20 protein-coding genes are annotated in these 23968 nt (G+C 55.1%); 13 read left to right on the forward strand and 7 right to left on the reverse strand.

Annotated elements, in window-relative coordinates:
- The first annotated feature begins 8 nt into the window (after positions 1-8).
- From NIM72_RS11935 to NIM72_RS11945, 3 genes are all read left to right on the forward strand, one after another.
- The gene (locus NIM72_RS11935) at positions 9-275 is read left to right on the forward strand and encodes a hypothetical protein (protein ID WP_161732931.1); all 267 of its coding nucleotides are present in this window, start codon (positions 9-11) and stop codon (positions 273-275) included.
- Between the two features lie 82 nt (positions 276-357).
- Positions 358-1002, forward strand: a complete 645-nt coding sequence (locus NIM72_RS11940) for an oligosaccharide flippase family protein (protein WP_161732929.1) — start codon at positions 358-360, stop codon at positions 1000-1002.
- A 435-nt stretch (positions 1003-1437) separates the two neighbouring features.
- Positions 1438-2055: a trimeric intracellular cation channel family protein gene (locus NIM72_RS11945; protein ID WP_161732927.1), complete on the forward strand. Its 618-nt coding sequence runs from the start codon at positions 1438-1440 to the stop codon at positions 2053-2055.
- Here the strand turns inward: NIM72_RS11945 and ligB are convergent.
- Positions 1993-3744, reverse strand: a complete 1752-nt coding sequence (gene ligB, locus NIM72_RS11950) for an NAD-dependent DNA ligase LigB (protein WP_161732925.1) — start codon at positions 3742-3744, stop codon at positions 1993-1995. The two genes, NIM72_RS11945 and ligB, sit on opposite strands and share 63 nt — an antisense overlap.
- Positions 3745-3983: 239 nt before the next feature.
- Here ligB and gmk point away from each other — a divergent pair, with 239 nt between their 5' ends.
- From gmk to NIM72_RS11985, 7 genes are all read left to right on the forward strand, one after another.
- Positions 3984-4607 carry a guanylate kinase gene (gene gmk / locus NIM72_RS11955; protein ID WP_161732923.1) on the forward strand — a complete coding sequence of 208 codons (624 nt, stop codon included), beginning with the start codon at positions 3984-3986 and terminating at the stop codon, positions 4605-4607.
- A gap of 54 nt (positions 4608-4661) precedes the next feature.
- Positions 4662-4937: a DNA-directed RNA polymerase subunit omega gene (rpoZ, locus tag NIM72_RS11960; RefSeq protein ID WP_003851346.1), complete on the forward strand. Its 276-nt coding sequence runs from the start codon at positions 4662-4664 to the stop codon at positions 4935-4937.
- 20 nt (positions 4938-4957) lie between these two features.
- Positions 4958-7066, forward strand: coding sequence for a bifunctional GTP diphosphokinase/guanosine-3',5'-bis pyrophosphate 3'-pyrophosphohydrolase (gene spoT, locus NIM72_RS11965; RefSeq protein WP_161732921.1), 2109 nt, complete (start codon positions 4958-4960; stop codon positions 7064-7066).
- Between the two features lie 2 nt (positions 7067-7068).
- Positions 7069-7767 (forward strand): tRNA (guanosine(18)-2'-O)-methyltransferase TrmH, encoded by a 699-nt coding sequence (gene trmH, locus NIM72_RS11970; RefSeq protein ID WP_253420518.1) that lies wholly within the window; start codon positions 7069-7071, stop codon positions 7765-7767.
- Positions 7764-9842, forward strand: a complete 2079-nt coding sequence (gene recG, locus NIM72_RS11975) for an ATP-dependent DNA helicase RecG (protein ID WP_161732917.1) — start codon at positions 7764-7766, stop codon at positions 9840-9842. Before trmH ends, recG begins: the two co-directional genes overlap by 4 nt.
- A gap of 106 nt (positions 9843-9948) precedes the next feature.
- Positions 9949-11322, forward strand: a complete 1374-nt coding sequence (locus NIM72_RS11980; protein ID WP_161732915.1) for an NCS2 family protein — start codon at positions 9949-9951, stop codon at positions 11320-11322.
- A gap of 118 nt (positions 11323-11440) precedes the next feature.
- Positions 11441-13120 carry an AsmA family protein gene (locus NIM72_RS11985; RefSeq protein ID WP_253420521.1) on the forward strand — a complete coding sequence of 560 codons (1680 nt, stop codon included), beginning with the start codon at positions 11441-11443 and terminating at the stop codon, positions 13118-13120.
- Between the two features lie 32 nt (positions 13121-13152).
- Here NIM72_RS11985 and fabY read toward each other — a convergent pair whose 3' ends face one another.
- From fabY to typA, 5 genes are all read right to left on the reverse strand, one after another.
- Positions 13153-14100, reverse strand: a complete 948-nt coding sequence (fabY, locus tag NIM72_RS11990; RefSeq protein ID WP_013359528.1) for a fatty acid biosynthesis protein FabY — start codon at positions 14098-14100, stop codon at positions 13153-13155.
- A 56-nt stretch (positions 14101-14156) separates the two neighbouring features.
- Entirely contained in the window at positions 14157-14594 is a 438-nt protein-coding gene (gene dtd / locus NIM72_RS11995) for a D-aminoacyl-tRNA deacylase (RefSeq protein ID WP_222924819.1), read from the reverse strand.
- A complete protein-coding gene (locus NIM72_RS12000; RefSeq protein ID WP_161732909.1) occupies positions 14591-15460 on the reverse strand; it encodes a virulence factor BrkB family protein in 870 nt (289 codons plus the stop codon). Before NIM72_RS12000 ends, dtd begins: the two co-directional genes overlap by 4 nt.
- 3 nt (positions 15461-15463) lie before the next feature.
- Positions 15464-16060 (reverse strand): glucose-1-phosphatase, encoded by a 597-nt coding sequence (yihX, locus tag NIM72_RS12005; RefSeq protein ID WP_161732907.1) that lies wholly within the window; start codon positions 16058-16060, stop codon positions 15464-15466.
- A 199-nt stretch (positions 16061-16259) separates the two neighbouring features.
- On the reverse strand, positions 16260-18083 hold the full coding sequence (gene typA, locus NIM72_RS12010; protein WP_033734551.1) for a ribosome-dependent GTPase TypA: 1824 nt from the start codon (positions 18081-18083) through the stop codon (positions 16260-16262).
- Positions 18084-18520: 437 nt separating this feature from the next.
- Between typA and glnA the strand changes: the two genes are divergently transcribed.
- The 3 genes from glnA (at position 18521) to glnG (ending at position 22535) form a co-directional block, all read left to right on the forward strand.
- Positions 18521-19930: a glutamate--ammonia ligase gene (gene glnA, locus NIM72_RS12015; protein ID WP_013359533.1), complete on the forward strand. Its 1410-nt coding sequence runs from the start codon at positions 18521-18523 to the stop codon at positions 19928-19930.
- Positions 19931-20068: 138 nt separating this feature from the next.
- Positions 20069-21118, forward strand: a complete 1050-nt coding sequence (gene glnL / locus NIM72_RS12020) for a nitrogen regulation protein NR(II) (protein ID WP_013359534.1) — start codon at positions 20069-20071, stop codon at positions 21116-21118.
- Between the two features lie 7 nt (positions 21119-21125).
- Entirely contained in the window at positions 21126-22535 is a 1410-nt protein-coding gene (glnG, locus tag NIM72_RS12025; RefSeq protein ID WP_010258440.1) for a nitrogen regulation protein NR(I), read from the forward strand.
- A gap of 40 nt (positions 22536-22575) precedes the next feature.
- On the opposite strand, the gene hemN is transcribed toward glnG, so the two are convergent.
- A complete protein-coding gene (hemN, locus tag NIM72_RS12030; protein WP_253420524.1) occupies positions 22576-23949 on the reverse strand; it encodes an oxygen-independent coproporphyrinogen III oxidase in 1374 nt (457 codons plus the stop codon).
- Between the last annotated feature and the right edge of the window lie 19 nt (positions 23950-23968).

A 23968-nucleotide genomic window follows, 5' to 3' on the forward strand; every position in this document is an offset into this window, starting at 1 on the left:
GAAAAGTCATGGACCGCTCTGCGTATCCTTTGTTATCAGAAAAAGAATTCGTTGAGATTGCCGCAAGGATGCTGGCAGGAGAATATAAAACTACAACAGGATTTATTCGTGATCTGGCGGAATTCTTATTAGCTGCAGGGGATTCCGCCATGACACGAAACAGAGAATTTACCAGGGATATCTATTTTTTATCCGAGCACCATTTGATTGAATCCATAATAACATGGCAAGCCTGGAAAGGTATTTCAGGACTCCGGCCAGAAAAATTGCACTAACTAACGGTGTGACAGCAACTTCTCATTGCTGTTACACAACGATTTAATTCTCACAGAGTCAATGAACTCTAACGAGTATATTATGGCAATACGTGAAAGCAGTCTTAATAGCGCAAAATGGTCTCTGCTCTCTTCAATCAAAATTATTGGCATCGGCGTACTGCAGCTCTCGTTGCTGGCGCAAATCCTGCAGGCGAATGAACTAAACCTGCTGGCGATCGCCGTGATAGCTTTACTGGCTATCGATACGCTGGCCGATCGCGGCTTCTCAAATAAGCTGATCCGCCGCTGTATGCTCTCTATCAACGACCTCTCCACGATTTACTGGGGTAATATGTTGATGGGTGTCGTAGTGTTTGGTCTGTTATTTACGGGCAGTCACCTGCTGAACAGTCTGTTTGGTCAACCTGAACTGGCGTTAATGCTGCAGATGGTCTCAGTGGTGTTTATTATCATCCCACAGGGTCAGCATTACCGTGCGATATTACAGCGCGAAAAACAATATACCCGTATCGCCTTTGCTGAAACCTCAGCAGTATTAGCCGGCCTTGCCGTCACTTTATTTACCGTCTGGCTGACCCCTTCAGTACTGTGTGCGATCTGGGGTTACCTGGCGATGGCATCCATTCGCATGCTGATTTACTGCTACTATGGTCGTTCATGGTTCCAGCCAGAATATCATTTTAGCCTGAAAGCCTTTTCTAAAATTCGTGCAAGAAACAAATAATAAAATAAGTCTGTTTGGTGGGCTCTGAGCATCTGAAACGATGCGTTGGCGTGCTGTTAACCAGCACGCCTTTTCTTTTCATTAAGCCTGTTGCTTTATTTCTCTAATTCTTCCTTTATCTGCCGCATCCAGCCTTTCTACCTCCTTTATAAACTGACTTACCTCCAGCCGTTGTCTGGCGTTCATGGTCGGTTAATATCCGCTAGTCCGGAACCGTAAAACAGCGGGCCGCAACGCACAAACCTTCTGCAGACTGTGTCTTCTCAGATTTACACAGGCACTCACCGCAGGCTCTGCGCAGAAAAGTCTTTCTATACGGACGCCTTGGCTGGCTGGTATACACTGCGCTTATCCCGGACGCCGATCGCCTGAAAATCTCTGTCGCCGTCTTTCAGGCAAGGATATCGCCTTGCCCCCGTTTTACCGGAGTCTGCTATGTTACTGACCGTTCTCTACATCATTGGTATTACTGCTGAAGCCATGACGGGGGCGCTGGCGGCGGGCCGCCGCAAAATGGATCTGTTCGGTGTTATTATTATCGCCTCAGTGACTGCCATCGGCGGTGGTTCGGTGCGCGACATCCTGCTGGGTCACTATCCGCTGGGCTGGGTAAAAAATCCCGAATACATCATGATTGTGGCGGCAGCAGCGGTCATCACCACGTTCCTGGCACCCCTGATGACACACCTGCGCAAAGTGTTCCTGGTGCTTGATGCACTGGGACTGGTGGTTTTTTCCATTATCGGCGCGCAGGTTGCGCTTGATTCCGGACATGCCATGATTATTGCCGCCATAAGCGCGGTCATTACCGGCGTCTTCGGTGGCGTGCTGCGTGACATGTTCTGTAATCGCATTCCGCTGGTGTTTCAGAAGGAACTTTACGCTGGTATCGCCTTCGCCTCAGGCTGGCTCTATATCCTGCTGCTGAAAACTACGCTGGCACATGAAGCGGTGATAATCATTACCCTGCTGTTCGGCTTCTTTGCCCGTTTACTGGCGCTGCGCTTCCGCCTCGGTTTGCCGATTTTCAACTATCCCCATCCCGAGCATTAAGGAAGAAGGTATGCCTTGCTGCTGCAGGAACGCGATCAGCCTCTGCACACGGGCATCATGGAACTGCGCAACCAGGCGCTTTGCCAGCGCAGCCCCAACACCCGGTAACGCCTGCCAGCCCGCAATATCCCGCTGCATTAAGCTCTCCCACTGCTGATCGGGCAGTGACTTCAGGGCCTTCCGCGGCAGTGAAATACCTAAGGCATCCACCCAGCGACGAAACGGCTGCTGACGGGTGAGATTAAAACGATGCCAGAGCTGACCCGCCCGTTCCGGAGAGAAGCCCGTTGCGGCAGTGATCTGTTCCGGTGTTAACGTCAGCCAGCCGAACAGATGCGTCATACTGCCGGTTTCCAGTAAGCGCAGCCAGGTGCTGCGCTCAACGCCCGGAATATTCAGCACCGTTTTCTGACTGAGCCAGCGTAATTTTGCCAGTAACTGCTTCTGGCACTCCGCACTGAAGGTGTAACAGCTTAGCGGCGTGTAATGCGACGCGTCGGGAGGCTGAGGATAGTCGCGCTCTGCCACGCGCCAGATCACCCGCTCCAGCCGGGGGATCCCCTGACCCGCCAGACTCAGCGTAATCACATCACCCGCCACAATATCGCTCTCCTGCCAGCGACGCAGGGATCCGACATTGACCCGCCTGACAGTCTTGTCATCCAGCTGCACCGGCTGCAGATTAAGGACGGCAGCTATTTTCCCGGTTCGGCCAACCGGAAAATCAACGGAGAGCACTTCAGCGCTGACTTCAGGAGGCTGATACTTCCAGGCAACAGCCCAGGTGCCCTCTCCCGGCAGCCAGTTTTTTCCCGCAGGACGAAGGCTCTGATGAACCACCACGCCATCAGTGACAAAAGGTAGCGCAGCATGGAACCAGCGCTCCCGCCAGGTGGCGACCTCCTCTTCATCTTTGACGCGGTAACTCCATTTTGCGGCAACGCCCAGTCCCCAGCGGCTGAGTTGCTCAAGCCGTTCTGTCATTTTGGCGGGACCATCTGGCCAGGCCCAGATGAAAACATTAAGCGAATTCAGCAGAGGAATCCGTTGCTTGCTCATCATGGCCCCGGCCACCTGTGAGCGCGCATTTTTACCACCATCAACGGCCTGTTGATGACCGGTCATCGTCAGGAATAGCTCACCCTGCAACACCACCTCGTCGAGACGGGTGTCGATATTCAGCGGAATCGCCGGGATCCAGGCGGCTTTAGCCAGCCACTCCTCACCACGTAATCCATCGCCACGGCTTAACAGGGAGACCAGCCTGCCGTGGCGATATACCAGTGAAACGGCGATGCCATCAACTTTGGGCTGCACCCAGAGATCGCCACGCCCCTGCATCCAGTAAGCCAGCGCCAGCTTGTCGCGCATCTTTTTTACACCTGTGTGGGCGACCGGATGCAATGACTTGCCATTACCCGGCAGTTGCGGGGTGTAAACCGGCTGATAAGGGCTAAAGCAGTGCTGCCACTGAATCAGTCGCTGTTGAAGAGCGTCATAATCCGCATCCACCACCGGACTCTGCCCCTGACGATAGTAAGCGTCATCCCAGTGTTGTAGTTGCTGTTGCAGGCGGCGGATCTCTTCAGTCGCCCGAATCGGTGTCCAGACCGGACAAACGGCGCTATGCGCAGGCCATATGACGATCCACAAAACAGCCGCCAACAGCGGCCAGCCGAATCCTTTCATATTCTCTCCCCTGACGTTTTGCGGTATTCAATATCAATGCCCTGGCGTCAGCCAGAGACGATGTCCGGTTGCGGAAGAGATGCCGTAACAATAAAGGATTAATTGCAGCGGCCTGACAGACATTTGCGCGAAGATACGCAAAAGTTGGCTGTTGCCGCTGCGCAAACGCTGCGTGGCAGCGGGAAGCTGTGTATACTGTGCAGGAAATCGACTCCGCTTTTAATCAATTCAAGAAAACCATGGCTCAAGGCACGCTCTATATTGTTTCTGCACCCAGCGGCGCAGGTAAATCCAGCCTGATTCAGGCACTGTTAAAGACCCAGCCGTTGTATGATACGCAGGTCTCTGTTTCGCACACGACACGCGGCATGCGTCCGGGTGAAGCCCATGGCGAACATTACTTTTTCGTTGAGAAACATGAATTTGAGCAGATGATCGCGGAAGATGCCTTCCTCGAACACGCTAAAGTTTTCGACAACTATTACGGTACGTCGCGCCATGCTATTGAGCAGGTGCTGGCAACCGGCGTTGATGTGTTTCTCGACATCGACTGGCAGGGTGCGCAGCAAATTCGCGCCAGAATGCCAGGCGCACGCAGCATCTTCGTTTTACCGCCGTCGAAAGAAGAGCTCGATCGCCGTCTGCGCGGTCGTGGTCAGGATAGCGAAGAGGTCATCACGCGTCGCATGGCGCAGGCGGTAGCGGAAATGAGCCACTACGCCGAGTATGACTATTTAATTGTGAATGATGATTTCGATCTGGCGCTGTCCGATCTGAAAACCATTATTCGCGCCGAACGTCTGCGTATGGCGCGCCAGAAGGCGCGTCACGATGCTTTAATCAGCAAACTGTTGGCAGTCTGAATACAGTTTCAGTATGATGCGCAGTCATTTCTTCATCTGTGGAGTAGCACACCTATGGCACGCGTAACCGTTCAGGACGCAGTAGAAAAAGTTGGTAATCGTTTTGACCTGGTGTTGGTCGCTGCACGTCGTGCACGTCAGATGCAGGTTGGCGGCAAAGATCCGCTGGTTCCGGAAGAGAACGATAAGCCTACCGTTATCGCTCTGCGCGAAATCGAAGAAGGTCTGGTCACCAATCAGATTTTAGATGTGCGTGATCGTCAGGAACAGCAAGAGCAGGAAGCCGCTGAGTTACAGGCCGTTACCGCTATCGCTGAAGGTCGTCGTTAACAGCCACCTGCAGGTCACCCTTGTATCTGTTTGAAAGTCTCAATCAACTGATTGAAAAATACTTGCCAGAGGAGCAGATCAAGCGCCTCCAGCAAGCCTACCTTGTCGCACGTGATGCCCACGAGGGACAGACACGCTCCAGCGGTGAGCCTTATATCACCCATCCGGTTGCCGTGGCCTGTATTCTGGCGGAAATGAAGCTCGACCATGAAACCCTCATGGCCGCGCTGCTGCATGACGTGATCGAAGATACGCCTGCCACTTACCAGGACATGGAACAGCTGTTTGGTAAAAGCGTGGCGGAGCTGGTCGAAGGCGTTTCCAAGCTGGATAAGCTGAAATTCCGCGACAAGAAAGAAGCGCAGGCAGAGAACTTCCGCAAGATGATTATGGCGATGGTGCAGGATATCCGCGTCATTCTCATCAAGCTGGCTGACCGCACCCACAATATGCGCACCCTCGGGTCGTTACGCCCGGACAAACGTCGCCGCATCGCGCTGGAAACGTTAGAGATTTACAGTCCGCTTGCGCATCGCCTGGGTATTCACCATCTTAAAACGGAGCTGGAAGAGCTCGGTTTTGAGGCTCTCTACCCGAACCGTTATCGGGTAATTAAAGAGGTGGTGAAAGCCGCGCGCGGTAATCGTAAAGAGATGATCCAGAAGATTCTTTCTGAGATTGATGGCCGTTTACAGGAAGCGGGCATTCCCTGCCGCGTCAGCGGTCGTGAAAAGCATCTTTACTCGATCTACCGCAAAATGACGCTGAAAGAGCAGCGTTTTCACTCCATCATGGATATCTATGCCTTTCGCGTCATCGTGAAAGATCTGGATACCTGCTATCGCGTTCTTGGCCAGATGCACAGCTTGTATAAGCCGCGTCCGGGCCGCGTGAAAGATTACATCGCCATCCCCAAGGCCAACGGCTATCAATCGCTCCATACCTCCATGATCGGTCCGCACGGCGTGCCGGTTGAAGTGCAGATTCGCACCGAGGATATGGATCAGATGGCAGAAATGGGGGTCGCTGCGCACTGGGCCTATAAACAGGCGGGCGAAAGTGGCACCACCGCACAGATTCGCGCTCAGCGCTGGCTGCAAAGCCTGCTGGAGCTGCAGCAGAGTGCGGGCAGTTCGTTTGAGTTTATCGAAAGCGTGAAGTCCGATCTCTTTCCCGATGAGATCTACGTCTTTACGCCTGAAGGCCGCATTGTTGAGCTGCCAACCGGCGCGACGCCGGTGGACTTCGCCTATGCGGTTCACACCGACATTGGCCATGCCTGCGTCGGCGCACGCGTTGACCGCCAGCCTTATCCGCTGTCGCAAACCCTGACCAGCGGCCAGACGATTGAGATCATCACCGCGCCAGGCGCCCGTCCCAACGCCGCCTGGCTCAACTTTGTCGTCAGCTCCAAAGCCCGCGCCAAAATTCGCCAGCTGCTGAAAAACCTCAAGCGTGAAGACTCGGTTAATCTGGGCCGCCGCCTGCTCAGCCATGCGCTGGGCGGCAGTCGTAAGCTGGCTGAGATCCCGGCTGAGAATATCCGTCAGGAACTGGACCGTATGAAGCTGACCTCGCTTGACGATCTGCTGGCGGAAATTGGTCTGGGCAATGCGATGAGCGTGGTCGTGGCGAAGAACCTGCTGCAGGCGGACAGCAAGACCATCAGCAGTAACAGCAAGCGCGGTAAGCTGCCGATCAAAGGCGCTGATGGCGTGTTGATTACGTTCGCCAAATGCTGCCGACCAATTCCCGGTGACCCGATTGTTGCTCATGTCAGCCCTGGCAAAGGACTGGTGGTGCATCATGAGTCCTGTCGAAATATTCGCGGCTACCAGAAAGAGCCGGAAAAATTCATGCCGGTCGAGTGGGATAAAGTCACTGAGCAGGAGTTCGTGGCGGAAATCAAAGTCGACATGTTTAACCATCAGGGCGCACTGGCGAACCTGACGGCAGCAATCAATACGGCCGGTTCCAATATTCAGAGCCTGAATACCGAAGAGCGTGATGGCCGCGTCTACAGCGCCTTTATCCGCCTGACCGCACGCGACCGTGTCCATCTGGCGAATATCATGCGTAAAATTCGCGTGATGCCGGATGTGATCAAAGTCCACCGTAACCGTAATTAGGCATGAACGATCAACGTTTTGCCCGGATTCAGGCGATGCTGGCACTGCGCCAGCACGACCTTACGGTCTGTATGGAGCAGGTGCATAAGCCGCACAATGTGTCGGCGGTGATCCGCACGGCCGACGCTGTCGGCATCCACGAAGTACATGCTGTCTGGCCCAGCCAGCGGATGCGCACCCAGGCTTCCGCGTCTGCCGGAAGCAACAGCTGGGTGAAAGTGGTCACCCATCCCACCATTGGCGATGCCGTAACACGGCTTAAACAGCAGAAGATGCAGGTTCTGGCGACCCATCTTTCTGACGATGCCGTAGATTTCCGTGAGATCGATTATACCCTTCCCACCTGCATCCTGATGGGACAGGAAAAAACCGGCATCACTGAAGAAGCACTGGCGCTGGCTGACCGGAAGATCGTAATTCCTATGGTGGGCATGGTGCAGTCGCTGAATGTCTCGGTTGCCTGTGCGCTGATCCTCTATGAAGCACAACGGCAGCGGCAGAATGCCGGTCTTTACCTGCGCGATTACAGCCTGCTGGATGATGATGAGCAGCAACGCCTGCTGTTCGAAGGCGGATACCCGGTGCTGGCGCGGGTCGCAAAGCAGAAAGGTTTACCCTATCCGCGCATCAATGCTCAGGGCGAAGTGGACGCCGATCCCAGCTGGTGGGCAACCATGCAGTCGACCGGTAAAAAAAGATGAAGGGCCGTCTGCTGGATGCCATCCCGCTCAGTACCCTGACCGGCGTCGGTGCCAGCCAGGCAGCAAAACTGGCCAAAATTGACCTGCACACCATTCAGGATCTCCTGCTTCATCTCCCGCTACGCTACGAAGATCGCACCCAGCTTTATGCCATTGACGATCTGCTGCCCGGTATCTGGGCCACCGTAGAAGGCGAAGTGCTGCATACCGACATCACCTTTGGTCGCCGCCGGATGATGGTGTGCCAGATCAGCGATGGTAGTGGTGTCCTGACGATGCGCTTCTTCAACTTCAATGCCGGGATGAAGAACAACCTGTCGCCGGGCCGACGCGTCACCGCCTATGGCGAGATTAAACGCGGTCAGCGCGGTGCCGAGATTATTCATCCCGAATACCGCATCCAGGGCGAACAGAGCAATGTAGCGCTGGAAGAGACCTTAACACCAGTTTATCCCACCACTGAAGGCATCCGACAGGCTACACTGCGTAATCTTACCGATCAGGCGTTGACGCTGCTGGAGAGCTGCCCGATTGCCGAGTTGCTGCCGAAGGAACTGAGCGGCGGCTTGATCAGCCTGCCTGATGCACTGCGCACACTGCATCGTCCGCCGCCCGATCTCCGGCTCAGTGAGCTGGAAAGTGGCCGTCATCCGGCGCAACGCAGGTTGATTCTGGAAGAGCTGCTGGCGCACAACCTCAGCATGCTGGCGGTACGCGCCGGTGCTCAGCGCTATTACGCGTTACCGATGCCGCCGCGACACAACCTTAGCGATCAGCTGCTGGCCGCGCTGCCCTTCTCACCGACCAATGCGCAGAAACGCGTGGTGGCGGAGATAGAGAAAGATCTGGCCAATGATTTTCCGATGATGCGGCTGGTGCAGGGCGATGTCGGCTCGGGCAAGACACTGGTTGCTGCGCTCTCTGCGCTGAACGTTATCGCCCATGGCAAGCAGGTTGCGCTGATGGCGCCGACCGAACTGCTGGCTGAACAGCACGCCAGTAACTTCCGTCAGTGGTTTGCGCCGCTGGGGATAGAAGTGGGCTGGCTGGCCGGAAAACAGAAAGGCAAAGCCCGCCAGGCCCAGCAGGAAGCGATAGCCAGTGGTCAGGTGGCGATGGTCGTGGGCACACACGCGCTGTTTCAGGAGCAGGTACAGTTTAATGGTCTGGCGCTGGTGATTATTGATGAGCAGCACCGATTCGGCGTCCACCAGCGACTGGCCTTATGGGAAAAAGGCGAGGAACAGGGTTTCCATCCGCATCAGCTGATCATGACCGCCACCCCCATTCCGCGCACCCTGGCGATGACGGCTTATGCCGATCTTGATACCTCAACTATCGATGAGCTGCCGCCGGGACGAACACCGGTGACCACCGTCGCTATCCCCGATACGCGACGCGATGAGATTGTGGCGCGGGTTGAGCATGCCTGCCGCGAGGGCCGTCAGGCCTACTGGGTCTGCACCCTGATTGAAGAGTCCGAATTGCTGGAAGCGCAGGCGGCAGAAGCCAGCTGGGAATCCCTGAAAACGGCGCTTCCCGACTTAAACATCGGACTGGTACATGGCCGGATGAAGCCCGCGGAAAAGCAGGCGGTGATGCAGGCCTTTAAAGCGAATGAGCTGCAGCTGCTGGTGGCGACGACAGTCATCGAGGTCGGCGTTGACGTGCCGAATGCCAGCCTGATGATTATCGAAAACCCGGAGCGGTTAGGGCTGGCGCAGCTGCATCAGCTGCGTGGTCGTGTAGGTCGTGGTGCTGTAGCATCGCACTGTGTGCTGCTCTATAAAGCGCCACTGAGCAAGACGGCGCAAAAGCGTCTTCAGGTGCTGCGCGACAGCAATGATGGCTTTGTCATTGCCCAGTTCGATCTGGAGATTCGCGGGCCGGGTGAACTACTGGGCACGCGTCAGACCGGCAACGCCGAATTCAAAGTAGCCGACCTGCTACGTGATGCCGCGATGGTGCCGGAAGTGCAGCGCGTGGCGCGCCACATCCACCAGCACTATCCCGAGCAGGCCAGCGCCCTGATTGAACGCTGGCTGCCAGAGACCACCCGCTATACCAATGTCTGAGTGCGTTCCATTCTGGTACGGCCTTTTTTATCTTCACCGGGCAAACGATTGCTTTTAGCCTGCGGATGATTACAATCGCCACACTATTTTTTGGGAAGAACAGAAGATGTCCACCACTCCTCAGCCAGACCAGCCTTCCGCCACGAAAAGTGAACTGATTTATCGCCTTGAAGATCGTCCACCCCTGCCGCAAACGCTGTTTGCCGCCGGTCAGCACCTGCTGGCCATGTTTGTCGCGGTTATTACGCCTGCGATTCTGATTTGTCAGGCGCTGGGCCTGCCTGCAGAAGATACCCGGCACGTGATCAGCATGTCGCTGTTTGCATCGGGCGTGGCATCACTGCTGCAAATCAAAACCTGGGGACCAGTAGGTTCGGGCCTGCTGTCGATTCAGGGCACCAGCTTCAACTTCGTGACGCCTCTGATTATGGGCGGGATGGCGCTGAAAAATGGCGGCGCTGACGTGCCCACCATGATGGCGGCACTGTTTGGCACGCTGATGGTAGCCTCCTGTACCGAAATGGTGCTGTCGCGCGTATTGCATCTGGCGCGCCGGATCATTACGCCGCTGGTTTCCGGTATCGTGGTGATGATTATTGGCCTGTCGCTGATTCAGGTCGGCCTAACCTCCATTGGCGGTGGTTTCAGTGCGATGAATGACCATACCTTTGGCGCGCCGAAAAATCTGATGCTGGCCGGAGCCGTGCTGCTGGTGATCGTGCTGCTGAACCGACAGAAGAATCCCTACCTGCGCGTCGCCTCTCTGGTGATTGCCATGGCGGTAGGCTATCTGCTGGCCTGGACGATGGGTATGCTGCCTGCGGCAGGTATTCCCGCTGATCAGCCGCTAATCATGGTACCCACCCCGCTCTACTATGGGCTGGGCTTCGACTGGAATCTGCTTATCCCGCTGATGCTGGTATTTATGGTTACCTCTCTGGAGACCATCGGCGATATCACCGCCACCTCGGATGTTTCAGAACAGCCGGTGAGCGGCCCACTCTATATGAAACGTCTGAAAGGTGGCGTGCTGGCGAATGGTCTTAACTCCTTTGTCTCCGCGCTGTTTAATACCTTCCCTAACTCCTGTTTCGGCCAGAACAATGGCGTCATTCAGTTAACCGGCGTAGCCAGCCGCTACGTGGGCTTTGTTGTCGCGCTGATGCTGATTGTGCTGGGGTTGTTCCCGGCGGTCAGTGGTCTGGTTCAGCTCATTCCTGAACCGGTGCTCGGCGGTGCAACCATTGTGATGTTCGGCACCATCGCCGCCTCGGGTGTTCGCATCGTGTCACGCGAGCCGCTTAACCGTCGTGCCATCATGATCATCGCACTATCGCTGGCGGTGGGCCTTGGCGTTTCCCAGCAGCCGCTGATCCTGCAGTTTGCGCCTGACTGGCTGAAAACCCTGCTCTCTTCCGGTATTGCGGCGGGCGGCATTACCGCCATTGTGCTCAACCTGATTTTCCCGCAAGAGAAGTAAGTCCACAGGCAGGCTTCGGCCTGCCTGCTAATTATTCGGATTTACATCCAGGCTGTTGAGCTGTAACGGTAATTCAGGCATAACAACCTCTCACCGGATTTAACTCGGGAAGGATGCTATGAAATTTCTTGGAAAGTTTTTCCTCACCTTACTTTTGCTGCTGCTTTTCACCCTTGTGGTGATCTATGTATTGCTGCAGACACAGTGGGGTGCAGGCTGGTTTAGCCGTTGGGTGAGCGACAAAACCGAATGGCATCTCTCCCTGAGTAAAATTGAACACAATTTCTCTTCTCCCTCTCATATCATTCTGGATGACTTCAGCTTTGGTCATGATGGGCAGCCTGCGGTTCTGGTAGCGAAACGGGTCGATCTCGGTCTGGCTCTGATTCAGTTTAGCGATCCACTGCATTTCAGTAGCCTTGAATTGCGCGACGGGGAAGTGAATCTGGCCAATCTGACGCCAGGCAGTGCGCTACCCATTCAGGCCGATCGCCTGCAGCTCAATAACATGCGTATCGACAGCCCCAACAGCACGTTACCGTTGTTTGCTCAGCAGGTTAATGGCGGCATTCTGCCGTGGAAACCCACAGCCCTCAATATGCTGGGTCGCGATGCCCGTTTCCAGATGAGTGCAGGCAGCATGACGCTGAATAAGGTGCCCGCTGAAAACGTCCTGATTCAGGGCAGTGTTTCCCAGAACCGGATGCGCTTTGATAATATTGGTGCCGACCTGGCGCGTGGATCCATGACCGGCAGCGGTGAGCGCGATGCCCAGGGCAACTGGAAAATCAATCAGCTACGACTGAATGATATTCGTCTGCAGACTGCCAGCAGCCTGAAAGATTTCCTGCATCGTCTGCAGGTGGTTCCCTCGATTGCCATTACGCGCCTCGACATGACCGATGCCCGCCTGCAGGGGCCTGACTGGGCGGTGACAGATCTTGACCTGACGCTGAGAAACGTTAACTGGCAGGGCGATGACTGGCAGAGTAATGATGGTTCGCTGGCGCTGAATGCCAGCAATTTTATCAACGGTGGATTCGAGCTTAATGACCCTATCGTTAACCTGGATTTCTCGCCGCAGGGTCTGGCGCTAACGCAGTTCAGTTCACGCTGGGCGAACGGGGTGATTCGGGCTGACGGTGACTGGTCACGCAGTGATAAACGCCTGACGCTGAAAAATCTGGCTATTGCCGGACTGGAATATACCCTGCCGCAGGACTGGCGTGACCGCTGGCAGGCGGCACTGCCCGCGTGGCTGGATAGCGTAGCGGTGACGCGTTTCACCTCTAATCGTAACCTGATTATCGACATCAATCCGGCGTTTCCCTTCCAGCTGACCTCACTGGACGGATCCGGCGAGAACCTGCTGCTGGCGCAGCAGCATCAGTGGGGGATCTGGTCGGGTAAGCTTAGCCTGAATGCGGCAGAGTCGACTTTTAACCGTACCGATCTGCGTCACCCATCCATTACGCTGAATGCAGACACGCAGCAGATTCAGGTGACCGAGCTGAGTGCGTTCAGTAACAAGGGGCTACTTGAAGGGACGGCTACCGTCGGCCAGCAGCCAGCGCGCCCGCTGACGCTGCAATTGACGGGGCGTGCAGTGCCGGTGAATGTGTTGCAGAACTGGGGATGGCCCGCCTTGCCGTTAACCGGTGACAGCAATATGCAGCTGCAATTGAGTGGCGCTTTAGCCGCAGGCCAGCCATTACGCCCAACGGTCAATGGCACGCTGTCGGTGACAACGGATAGTCAGCAGGTGCAGCAGACCATGCAGGCTGGCGAGGTTCGTTAATAACTTAAGGGCCGCAGATGCGGCCCTTATGGTTAGTTGATACGTGCGCCGGAACCGCCCTCTTCCAGCGGCCCATCCGGATCGGCGGGCAGGACGATATAAACTCCCTCAAACACCGCGCCACATTCATCATCGCCAAACAGCTCCACTTCAAGCTGAACGCGTGCTTTACGTCCGCGAGCCAGACGGTCAAGGTCGCCGCTTAGTGAGCCGAGATCGGCAATCGCGCCAGGTCGTCCGCTGATAGGGCGGCTATAACGGATGTGCGCATCTGCCAGAATAATGGTGCCGCCGAGATGGCGTTCGCGCAGCAGCAGCCAGATCAATCCCCAGCCGGTCAGCGTGGCCAGCGAGAAAAGGCTGCCAGCGAACAGGGTGTGATGTGGATTCTGGTTGCCCGCTTCAGGCATGGTGGTGATAAATTTCTGCCCGGTAAACTGCAGGATACGCACACCCATCTTCTCGCTGAGCGGAATATGATCATACCAGGCCTGTTGTAGCTGACCGCACCAGTCGGCGCGATGCAGGATATCATCGAGCGTAACAACCGGCTTGATCATCAGAAAGTGGCGTACCGGCGTCGTCTGCGGCGCGGTAATCTCACCCTGATTGATGTAGCCGAGCTTGGCGAAGAAAGCGACCGCATCTTCACGGGCACTGCAGGTTACCCGCTTCGCGCCTTCCTGACGCGCTACCGACTCCAGGGTCATGGCCATCAGCGTACCCAGCCCTTTCCCCTGCACAGACGGATGAACAGCCATGAAGCGGATAGCGGCCTCATTGTCGGCGTTGATGTAGAGACGGCCAATGGCGACCGGATTTCCCTGCTCATCAACCACCATCTGATGATGTGCCAGGGCATCCCAGGCGTCACGTTCCGACCCCTGCGGCTGACGCAGTGGTTTACGCAACATCTCCCAGCGGAACTGATAATAGATATCCAGCTCTTCCGCCGTCTGTGGCACGCGAAGGTGATACATGTAATGTTTCTCCCGCTCGGCCAGGTGGCCTGTTCCCTGCCGCTCCGCTTGCGATCTCAAACCTGTAACCAGAACGTCACAGGACCATCATTCACCAGCGAGACCTGCATATCCGCAGCAAAACGGCCATTTGCCGTGGTCATGCCCTGCTGACGACAGCAGTCGCTGAAGTATTCATACAGGCGTTCGGCCTCAGCAGGCTCCGCACCGCCTGAAAAGGAGGGGCGCATCCCTTTTTGCGTATCTGCGGCCAGCGTAAACTGCGATACCACCAGCACGCTTCCGCCCGCCTGGCGGACACTCAGGTTCATTTTGCCCTGTTCATCACTAAAGATGCGATAGCCCAGTACGCGTTCTGCGAGACGTTCCGCACGCGCGTTGTCATCACCCTTTTCCACGCCCAGCAAAACCAGTAAACCGGCACCGATTTCGCCGATAACGTTCTGATCGACGCTGACGCTGGCGCGCTGCACGCGTTGGATCAATGCAATCATGTTTCCTCGCGTTGTTCTTCTTTGTGCTGCTGTTTTAACTGCCGATAGTCGGCTAACGCGACGGTAATTTCAGCGCCTAACAACACAATACACCAGGTCCAGTAGACCCAGAGAAACAGAATCGGGATCACGGCCAGTACGCCGTAGATCAGCTGATAAGAGGGGAACATAGTAACATAGAGCGCAAAGCCCTTTTTACCCAGCTCAAACAGCGCACCTGCAACCAGCGCGCCAATCAGCGCATCGCGTGGCGGTACCCGCTGGGTAGGCACAATGCTGTAGAGCAACCAGAAGGCGAGCCACGACAGCAGAAGCGGGAAAATGCGCAGCATCTGATCGACCAGGCTGGTGACGCCGGTCGCATTAATCCAGCGCAGTGACAGCAGATAGGAGCTGATCGCCAGGCTGGCACCCGCCAGCAGCGGGCCGAGCGTCAGAATCATCCAGTAGACCGCAAAGGAGTAAACCATTGGCCGCTTCTTGTTGCTGCGCCAGATGGTATTTAACGCGGTATCAACCGAATGCATCAGCAGCAAGGCCGTCACGATCAGGCCGACAGCCCCGACCGCCGTCATCCGGTTTACGTTAGCCACAAACTGCTCAAGATAGCGTTGCAACGTGTTGCCTGCAGCCGGCATCAGATTGTTAAAGACAAACTGTTTCAACTGCACGCTGATATCAGAGAAGACCGGGAACGCCGCAAACAGGGCAAACACCACCGCAATCAGCGGAACCAGCGCCAGCAATGAGACATAAGCCAGATTACCGGCCTGAGTCGTCATGCCATCCTCATCAATGCGTTTCCATAACAGCCTGAGCCACAACCAGAACGCATGCAGCCCGGGACGAAATTTACCTGACATCATGGGTTAAGATTGACCTGCAAACCAGTCAGGTACCGTTTTACTGTCAGTAACCAGTACACTTTCAATGCCCAGGGCGCGCGCCGCCTCAATGTTATCCGGGTTATCGTCGAAAAACACCGTTTGATCGGCAGTCACACCCTCCGCGTCCAGCACATGCTGATAAATCCGGGCTTCCGGTTTACGCATACCCAGCTCCTGCGAGAGATAGAGTTTGTCTGCCGCCTGCTGTACGTCGGGATACTGCGTCGGCCAGAATTCGCAATGCAGCTTATTCGTGTTAGAGAGGATCACCACCCGATGACCTTCAAGTCGCAGCCGGTTCATCAGCGCCAGGGTTTCAGGACGTACGTCCACGAAGACCGCCTGCCAGCCAGCAGTAAACTGTTCATAGCTCAGCGCGATTTCCAGCTTTTCACACAGTGCAAGCGCGAAGTTTTCGTCGCTGAGTTCACCACGTTCGTGTTGTTCAAACGCTTCGTCCATCTGGAAATGGCTTTGCAGCGAGGCCAGTGGCACACGGCTAAGGTCACTCCAGACACCCAGCACGCGGTTAAAGTCGATATCAATAATCACATTGCCCAAATCAAAGATATACAGCATGGTGTGTCTCCTTCTGTTCCCTGGAGTATTCACTCTAGCGGCAAAAGTGCAGGCTGAACAGGCACGCGTGGAGAGAAAAGCGTAAACGCCAGAAGATGGATAAAACGCACCCAAATATTTACTGGCCCGACTGAAGAAGCCGGAGTTTCAGGCAAAAAAAAGCCCCGCATGCGGGGCTTTTTATCTGTTAAAGGCGCATTTATGCGTCTTTAGGACCACGTGAAGCACGTTTACGGTCGTTTTCCGTCAGGTGACGTTTACGGATACGCACTGACAGCGGTGTTACTTCAACCAGTTCGTCATCATCGATGAACTCGATCGCCTGTTCCAGCGTCATTTTCTGCGGTGGAACCAGTGTCGTTGCTTCATCAGTACCGGAAGCACGCATATTGGTCAGCTTCTTACCGGTCAGACAGTTTACGGTCAGGTCGTTAGAACGGCTGTGAATACCGATGATCTGGCCTTCATAGACTTCTGCACCGTGACCCAGGAACAGCTTACCGCGATCCTGCAGACCGAACAGAGCGAACGCTACGGCTTTACCCTGACCGTTAGAGATCAGTACGCCGTTCTGACGCTGGCCCACTTCGCCTGGACGGATATCGTCGTAGTGGCTGAAGGTAGAGTAGAGCAGACCGGTACCGGACGTCATGGTCATGAATTCGTTACGGAAGCCAATCAGGCCACGGCTTGGGATCACGTAGTCGAGACGTACGCGGCCTTTGCCATCCGGATCCATGTTTTTCAGATCGCCTTTACGCTCACCCATGGCTTGCATAACGGAACCCTGATGCGTTTCTTCGATATCCAGCGTGACGTTCTCAAATGGCTCCTGTTTACGGCCTTCGAATTCGCGGAAGATAACTTTCGGACGGGATACCGCCAGTTCGAAACCTTCACGACGCATGTTTTCGATCAGAACTGACAGGTGCAGCTCACCACGACCTGATACGCGGAAGGCGTCGGAATCTTCAGTTTCTTCAACACGCAGTGCCACGTTGTGAACCAGTTCTTTGTTCAGACGCTCAAGGATCTGACGTGAAGTCACGTATTTACCTTCTTTACCGCAGAACGGTGAGGTGTTGACGTTAAAGAACATGGTTACGGTTGGTTCATCGACGCTCAGGGCTGGCAGCGCTTCCACATTCTGCGTGTCACAGATAGTGTCAGAGATGTTCAGCTCGCCCAGACCGGTGATAGCAATGATATCGCCCGCTTCTGCCAGGTCGCTGTCGATACGCTCAAGACCCAGATGAGTCAGGACTTTACCGACTTTAGCGTTACGGGTTTTGCCTTCGCTATCGATGATAGTGACTTGCTGGTTAGGCTTAACTTTACCGCGCTTGATACGGCCGATGCCGATCACGCCCAGGTAGTTGTTGTAGTCCAGCTGAGAGATTTGCATCTGCAGTGGGGCATCAGCCTCAACCTGCGGAGGCGCAACGTGGTCAACGATCGCCTGATACAGCGGGGTCATATCGTCAGCCATGTCGGTGTGCTCAAGACCCGCAATACCATTCAGCGCAGAGGCGAAAATGATAGGGAAGTCGAGCTGCTCGTCAGTGGCATCCAGGTTTACGAACAGGTCAAATACCTGATCCACAACCCAATCCGGACGCGCACCCGGGCGGTCTACTTTGTTGATAACCACAATCGGCTTCAGACCATGCGCGAACGCTTTTTTGGTCACGAAGCGGGTTTGCGGCATAGGGCCATCCATCGCATCTACAACCAGCAGCACCGAGTCCACCATGGACATGACGCGCTCAACTTCACCACCGAAGTCGGCGTGTCCTGGGGTATCAACGATGTTGATACGGTAGTCATTCCACTTAATGGCGGTGTTTTTTGCGAGGATGGTAATCCCACGCTCTTTCTCCAAATCATTGGAGTCCATCACGCGCTCGGTTGCTTCGGTACGGGCATCAAAAGTACCGGATTGTTGCAGCAGTTTGTCAACCAGGGTGGTCTTTCCATGGTCAACGTGCGCGATGATGGCGATGTTACGCAAATTTTCGATCACAGCTTTGCCTCAGGCATTAGAAATAGCGCGGTATTGTACACGGATTAAGCGGAAGACTGAACAGGATCACACTTTTCACTGAAAGTTTATTGCATCGACGCAAATTTGCCCTGTTCCCGGTGCAGAAAATGCACTAAGTTGGTCCTGTGCACCAAAATAGTGCTATCAAATCACTGTTAAGCACTGTAATGGTGCGCTAAGACCATCGTGGTGCAGGCGCTTTATGACAAAAAGGTGCATCACAAGGCGATTTAAGCAACATCAAAAAAGTTGGCACAGAATTCGCTTTGTCTGATACAAGCGTAAACGCCAGTCAGATGTCGGTTGAAGAGCGTGCCGGAAGAGATGAGTCAGGGAGTGGTTTTCCCAAACGCATTCCGGAAACGACGTTTCCTCGCCATGTAGATAATGAAAGACCATTTCCAGGAGAGTTGAGTATGTCCGCTGAACACGTTCTCTCGATGATGAACGAGCATGAAGTTAAGTTTGTTGACCTGCGTTTTACCGATACCAAAGGTAAAGAACAGCACGTTACGATCCCTGCTCACCAGGTTAACGCTGACTTCTTCGAAGAAGGCAAAATGTTCGATGGTTCGTCTATTGGCGGCTGGAAAGGCATTAACGAATCAGACATGGTGCTGATGCCTGACGCCACCACGGCAGTCATGGATCCTTTCTTCGAAGATTCTACGCTGATCATCCGTTGTGACATTCTTGAGCCAGGCACCATGCAGGGCTACGATCGCGATCCACGCTCTATCGCCAAGCGCGCTGAAGATTACCTGCGCTCTTCCGGCATCGCGGACACCGTGCTGTTTGGACCGGAACCCGAATTCTTCCTGTTCGATGACATCCGTTTCGGTTCATCAACGTCCGGCTCACATGTGGCTATCGACGATATCGAAGCGGCATGGAACACAGGTAAAGAGTACGAAGGCGGTAACAAAGGTCACCGTCCAGGTCTGAAAGGCGGCTACTTCCCGGTTCCACCGGTTGACTCATCCCAGGACATCCGTTCTGCCATGTGTCTGACCATGGAGCAGATGGGCCTGGTTGTTGAAGCGCATCACCACGAAGTGGCGACCGCAGGTCAGAACGAAGTGGCAACCCGCTTCAATACCATGACCAAAAAAGCGGACGAAATTCAGATATACAAATATGTCGTTCACAACGTTGCGCACGCTTACGGCAAAACGGCGACCTTCATGCCGAAGCCAATGTTTGGCGACAACGGTTCAGGCATGCACTGCCACATGTCACTCTCTAAAGGCGGCCAGAACCTGTTTGCCGGCGATAAGTACGGCGGCCTGTCTGAAATGGCGCTGTTCTATATCGGCGGTATCATCAAGCACGCGAAAGCGATCAACGCCCTGGCGAACCCGACAACCAACTCTTACAAGCGTCTGGTCCCGGGTTATGAAGCACCGGTTATGCTGGCTTACTCTGCCCGTAACCGTTCTGCCTCAATCCGTATCCCGGTTGTTGCCAGCCCGAAAGCCCGTCGTATTGAAGCGCGCTTCCCGGATCCAGCAGCTAACCCATACCTGGCGTTCACCGCGCTGCTGATGGCTGGCCTGGATGGCATCATCAACAAAATCCATCCTGGTGACGCGATGGATAAGAACCTGTATGACCTGCCACCGGAAGAAGAAGCTGAGATTCCAAAAGTTGCAGGCTCTCTGGAAGAAGCGCTGAATGCACTGAACGAAGACCGCGAGTTCCTGACCCGTGGCGGTGTATTCACAGACGAATCGATCGATGCTTACATCGAACTGCGTAAAGCCGAGATGGATCGCGTTCGCATGACGCCACACCCGGTTGAGTTCGAGCTTTACTACAGCGTTTAACTGGTCAGACGTTTTTGTTGCCGTGGAAACTTTTAGCCCATCTTCGGATGGGCTTTTTTCTCCGCGAATTCACCGTTCATTCGCCCTCTTTTCGGCTTAAAGACTAAAATGCACCTGACTGGTGCAGAGGAACGTTGTATGGCAACTGGCTCTCTGCCCGATGCAGGGCAGATTCTCAACGCGTTAATCAACAGTATTTTGTTAGTGGATAACGATCTGGTTATTCATTACGCCAATCCGGCGGCGCAGCAATTACTGGCGCAAAGCTCACGCAAATTGTTCGGCACACCATTACCGGAATTAACCGGCTACTTTTCGCTGAATATTGAGGTGATGCGCGAGAGTCTTGAAGCTGGCCAGGGATTTACTGACAGTGAGGTCACGCTGGTGGTAGATGGTCGCGCACATATTATGTCGCTGACCGCCCAGCGGTTACCCGATGGCTTAATTTTGATGGAAATGGCGCCGATGGATAATCAGCGTCGCCTCAGTCAGGAGCAGTTACAGCATGCGCAGCAGGTGGCTGCTCGCGACCTGGTTCGCGGTCTGGCCCATGAGATTAAAAATCCGCTGGGCGGATTACGCGGCGCGGCACAGCTTCTATCCCGCGCCCTGCCCGATCCGTCACTAAATGAATACACCAAAGTGATTATTGAACAGGCCGACCGGTTGCGAAATCTGGTGGATCGTCTGTTAGGACCGCAGCAGCCAGGCATGCACATCACGCAGAGCATTCATCAGGTGGCCGAACGGGTGGTCAATCTGGTGTCGATGGAGCTGCCGGAGAATGTTTCGCTGGTACGGGATTACGACCCCAGCCTGCCGGAACTGCCGCATGACCCTGACCAGATAGAACAGGTGCTGCTTAACGTGGTTCGCAACGCACTTCAGGCGCTGGGCGACGACGGTGGCACCATTGTTATCCGCACCCGCACCGCTTTTCAGTTGACGCTGCACGGCACGCGTTATCGCCTGGTGGCACGTATTGATATTGAAGATGATGGCCCCGGCATTCCGGCCCAGCTGCAGGATACGCTGTTTTATCCGATGGTCAGCGGACGTGAAGGCGGAACCGGTTTAGGCCTCTCCATCGCCCGTAGCCTGATTGATCAACATTCAGGAAAAATAGAATTTAACAGTTGGCCGGGACACACCGAATTTTCGGTTTACCTGCCTATTCGCCAGTGAGGTTTCTATGCAACGAGGGATAGTCTGGATCGTCGATGACGATAGCTCCATCCGCTGGGTGCTTGAACGCGCGCTCACTGGAGCCGGTTTGAGCTGCGCGACGTTTGACAGCGCAAGCGAGGTGCTGGATGCCCTCTCAACCAAGACCCCGGACGTTTTACTGTCAGATATTCGCATGCCCGGTATGGATGGCCTGGCGCTGCTGAAACAGATTAAACAGCGTCATCCGATGCTTCCGGTCATCATAATGACGGCGCATTCGGATCTGGACGCAGCCGTCAGCGCTTATCAGCAGGGTGCCTTTGATTACCTGCCTAAACCGTTTGATATCGATGAAGCCGTTGCGCTGGTCGAGCGTGCTATCAGTCACTATCAGGAGCAGCAGCAGCCGCGTAATCAGCCTGTCAGCGGACCCACCACCGATATCATTGGTGAAGCGCCGGCGATGCAGGATGTGTTTCGTATCATCGGCCGGTTATCGCGCTCGTCGATCAGTGTGCTGATCAACGGCGAATCCGGTACCGGTAAAGAGCTGGTAGCTCATGCGCTGCATCGCCACAGTCCGCGTACCAAAGCGCCTTTTATTGCGCTGAACATGGCGGCGATTCCCAAAGATTTGATTGAGTCCGAACTGTTCGGTCACGAGAAAGGTGCCTTTACCGGCGCAAACCAGATCCGTCAGGGCCGTTTTGAGCAGGCGGATGGCGGCACGCTGTTTCTGGATGAGATCGGTGATATGCCGCTGGATGTGCAGACCCGTCTGCTGCGCGTGCTGGCCGATGGTCAGTTCTATCGCGTTGGTGGCTATGCACCGGTCAAAGTGGATGTGCGTATTATCGCGGCGACCCACCAGAATCTGGAATTACGCGTACAGGAAGGCAAGTTCCGTGAGGATCTTTTTCACCGCCTGAATGTGATTCGCGTGCATCTGCCACCGCTGCGTGAGCGTCGTGAGGACATCCCGCGTCTGGCACGTTACTTCCTGCAGGTGGCGGCCCGAGAGCTGGGAGTGGAAGCGAAGATTCTGCATCCGGAAACCGAGACCGCCTTAACCCGGCTTCACTGGTCCGGTAACGTCCGTCAGCTGGAGAACACCTGTCGCTGGCTGACCGTGATGGCGGCGGGCCAGGAAGTACTGATTCAGGATCTGCCCGGGGAACTGTTTGAATCCAGTACCCCGGAAAATCCGGTGCAGTCGCTGCCTGACAGCTGGGCAACCCTGCTGGCACAGTGGGCCGACCGCGCCCTGCGTTCCGGTCATCAGAATCTGCTGTCAGAAGCCCAGCCAGAGATGGAGCGTACGCTGCTCACTACTGCGCTGCGTCATACGCAAGGCCATAAGCAGGAAGCAGCACGTCTGCTGGGCTGGGGACGAAACACGCTGACGCGCAAGCTGAAAGAGCTTGGCATGGAATAAGCGGTTCAGTACGGGCTGGAGTGGTTGCCAGCCCGTTTCTTCAGATAACGCGTGAGAACTGCTGCTGACGCGCTTTCTGACGCAGATAACGATCAAAACACATGCAGATATTACGAATCAGTAAGCGGCCAATCCCCGTCACCTCCAGCCCGCCAGCCGTTTGTACTACCAGCCCGTCGGCAATTAACGGTTTCAGCAACGCCAGATCCTCAGCAAAATAGTCGCTGAAGCAGATTCCCCATTGCGCTTCTGTCGCGGCAAAATCCAGCGAGAAGTTACAGATCAGCGTTTTAATCACGTCACGACGCAGGCAATCATCGTCGGTTAAGGCGATGCCGCGCCACAGGCCATTCCCCTGCTGTTCAACACTCTTGTACCAGGTGTTGAGGTCTTTCTGGTTCTGCGCATAACTGTCGCCAATCATGCTGATGGCTGAAACGCCAAGCCCCAGCAAATCGCTGTCGCCCTGTGTCGTGTATCCCTGAAAATTGCGATGCAGCTGCCCTTTTCGCTGCGCGATGGCCAGCTCATCCTGCGGCTTTGCAAAGTGATCCATCCCGATAAACTGGTAGCCCTGCTGAGTCAGCGTCGCGATGGTCTGCTGTAAGATATCCAGCTTTTGCTGAGCAGATGGCAGTTCGTCCTCTTTGATTTTACGCTGTGCCGCGAACATCGCTGGCAGATGCGCATAGTTAAACACGCTAAGGCGATCGGGATTGAGTGCCAGTACCCGCTCCAGCGTCCAGGCAAAGCTGGCTGGCGTCTGCAGGGGCAAGCCATAGATCAGGTCGATGCTGACAGAGCTGAAGCCCTGTTCACGGGCGCGCGCCATCAGGCCAAAAATTACCTCTTCGTCCTGCACCCGGTTAACCCGTTCCTGCACCGATTTATTGAAGTCCTGTACTCCCATGCTCAGACGATTGAATCCCAGCGATCGCAGGTGATCAATCACATCCTGCTCTATTTCCCGGGGATCAACTTCGATCGACATTTCGGCCTCATCAGCCACGCTGAAATGCTGCTTGAGCAAACCCACCAGCCGCGAAATCTGCGCATTGTCGAGAAAGGTTGGCGTGCCGCCGCCCCAGTGAAGCTGCGTGACCTGACGCTGACGAAATAGCGGCGCACGCTGAATAATCTCCTGCTCAAGCACATCCAGATAACGGTCCGCTTTGTGGCGCTGACGGGTCACAATCTTATTACAGCCGCAGAAGTAGCAGAGACGATGGCAGAAGGGAATATGGACGTAGAGCGAGAGCGGACGATCAGGGTAGCGCGTCACGGCTCGCTGAAAATCGCCTTGTGCATAGTGCTCGCTGAACTCCAGCGCGGTGGGATAAGAGGTGTAACGCGGGCCGGCATAATTGTACTTTTCAATTAACGCCTGATCCCACTCAATCTGCTGCGATGGCATGCTCACTCCTTCCGGTGAC

The sequence above is a fragment of the Pantoea sp. B550 genome, assembly GCF_024158165.1.
In the GTDB taxonomy this organism is placed as follows: Bacteria; Pseudomonadota; Gammaproteobacteria; order Enterobacterales; family Enterobacteriaceae; genus Pantoea; species Pantoea alfalfae.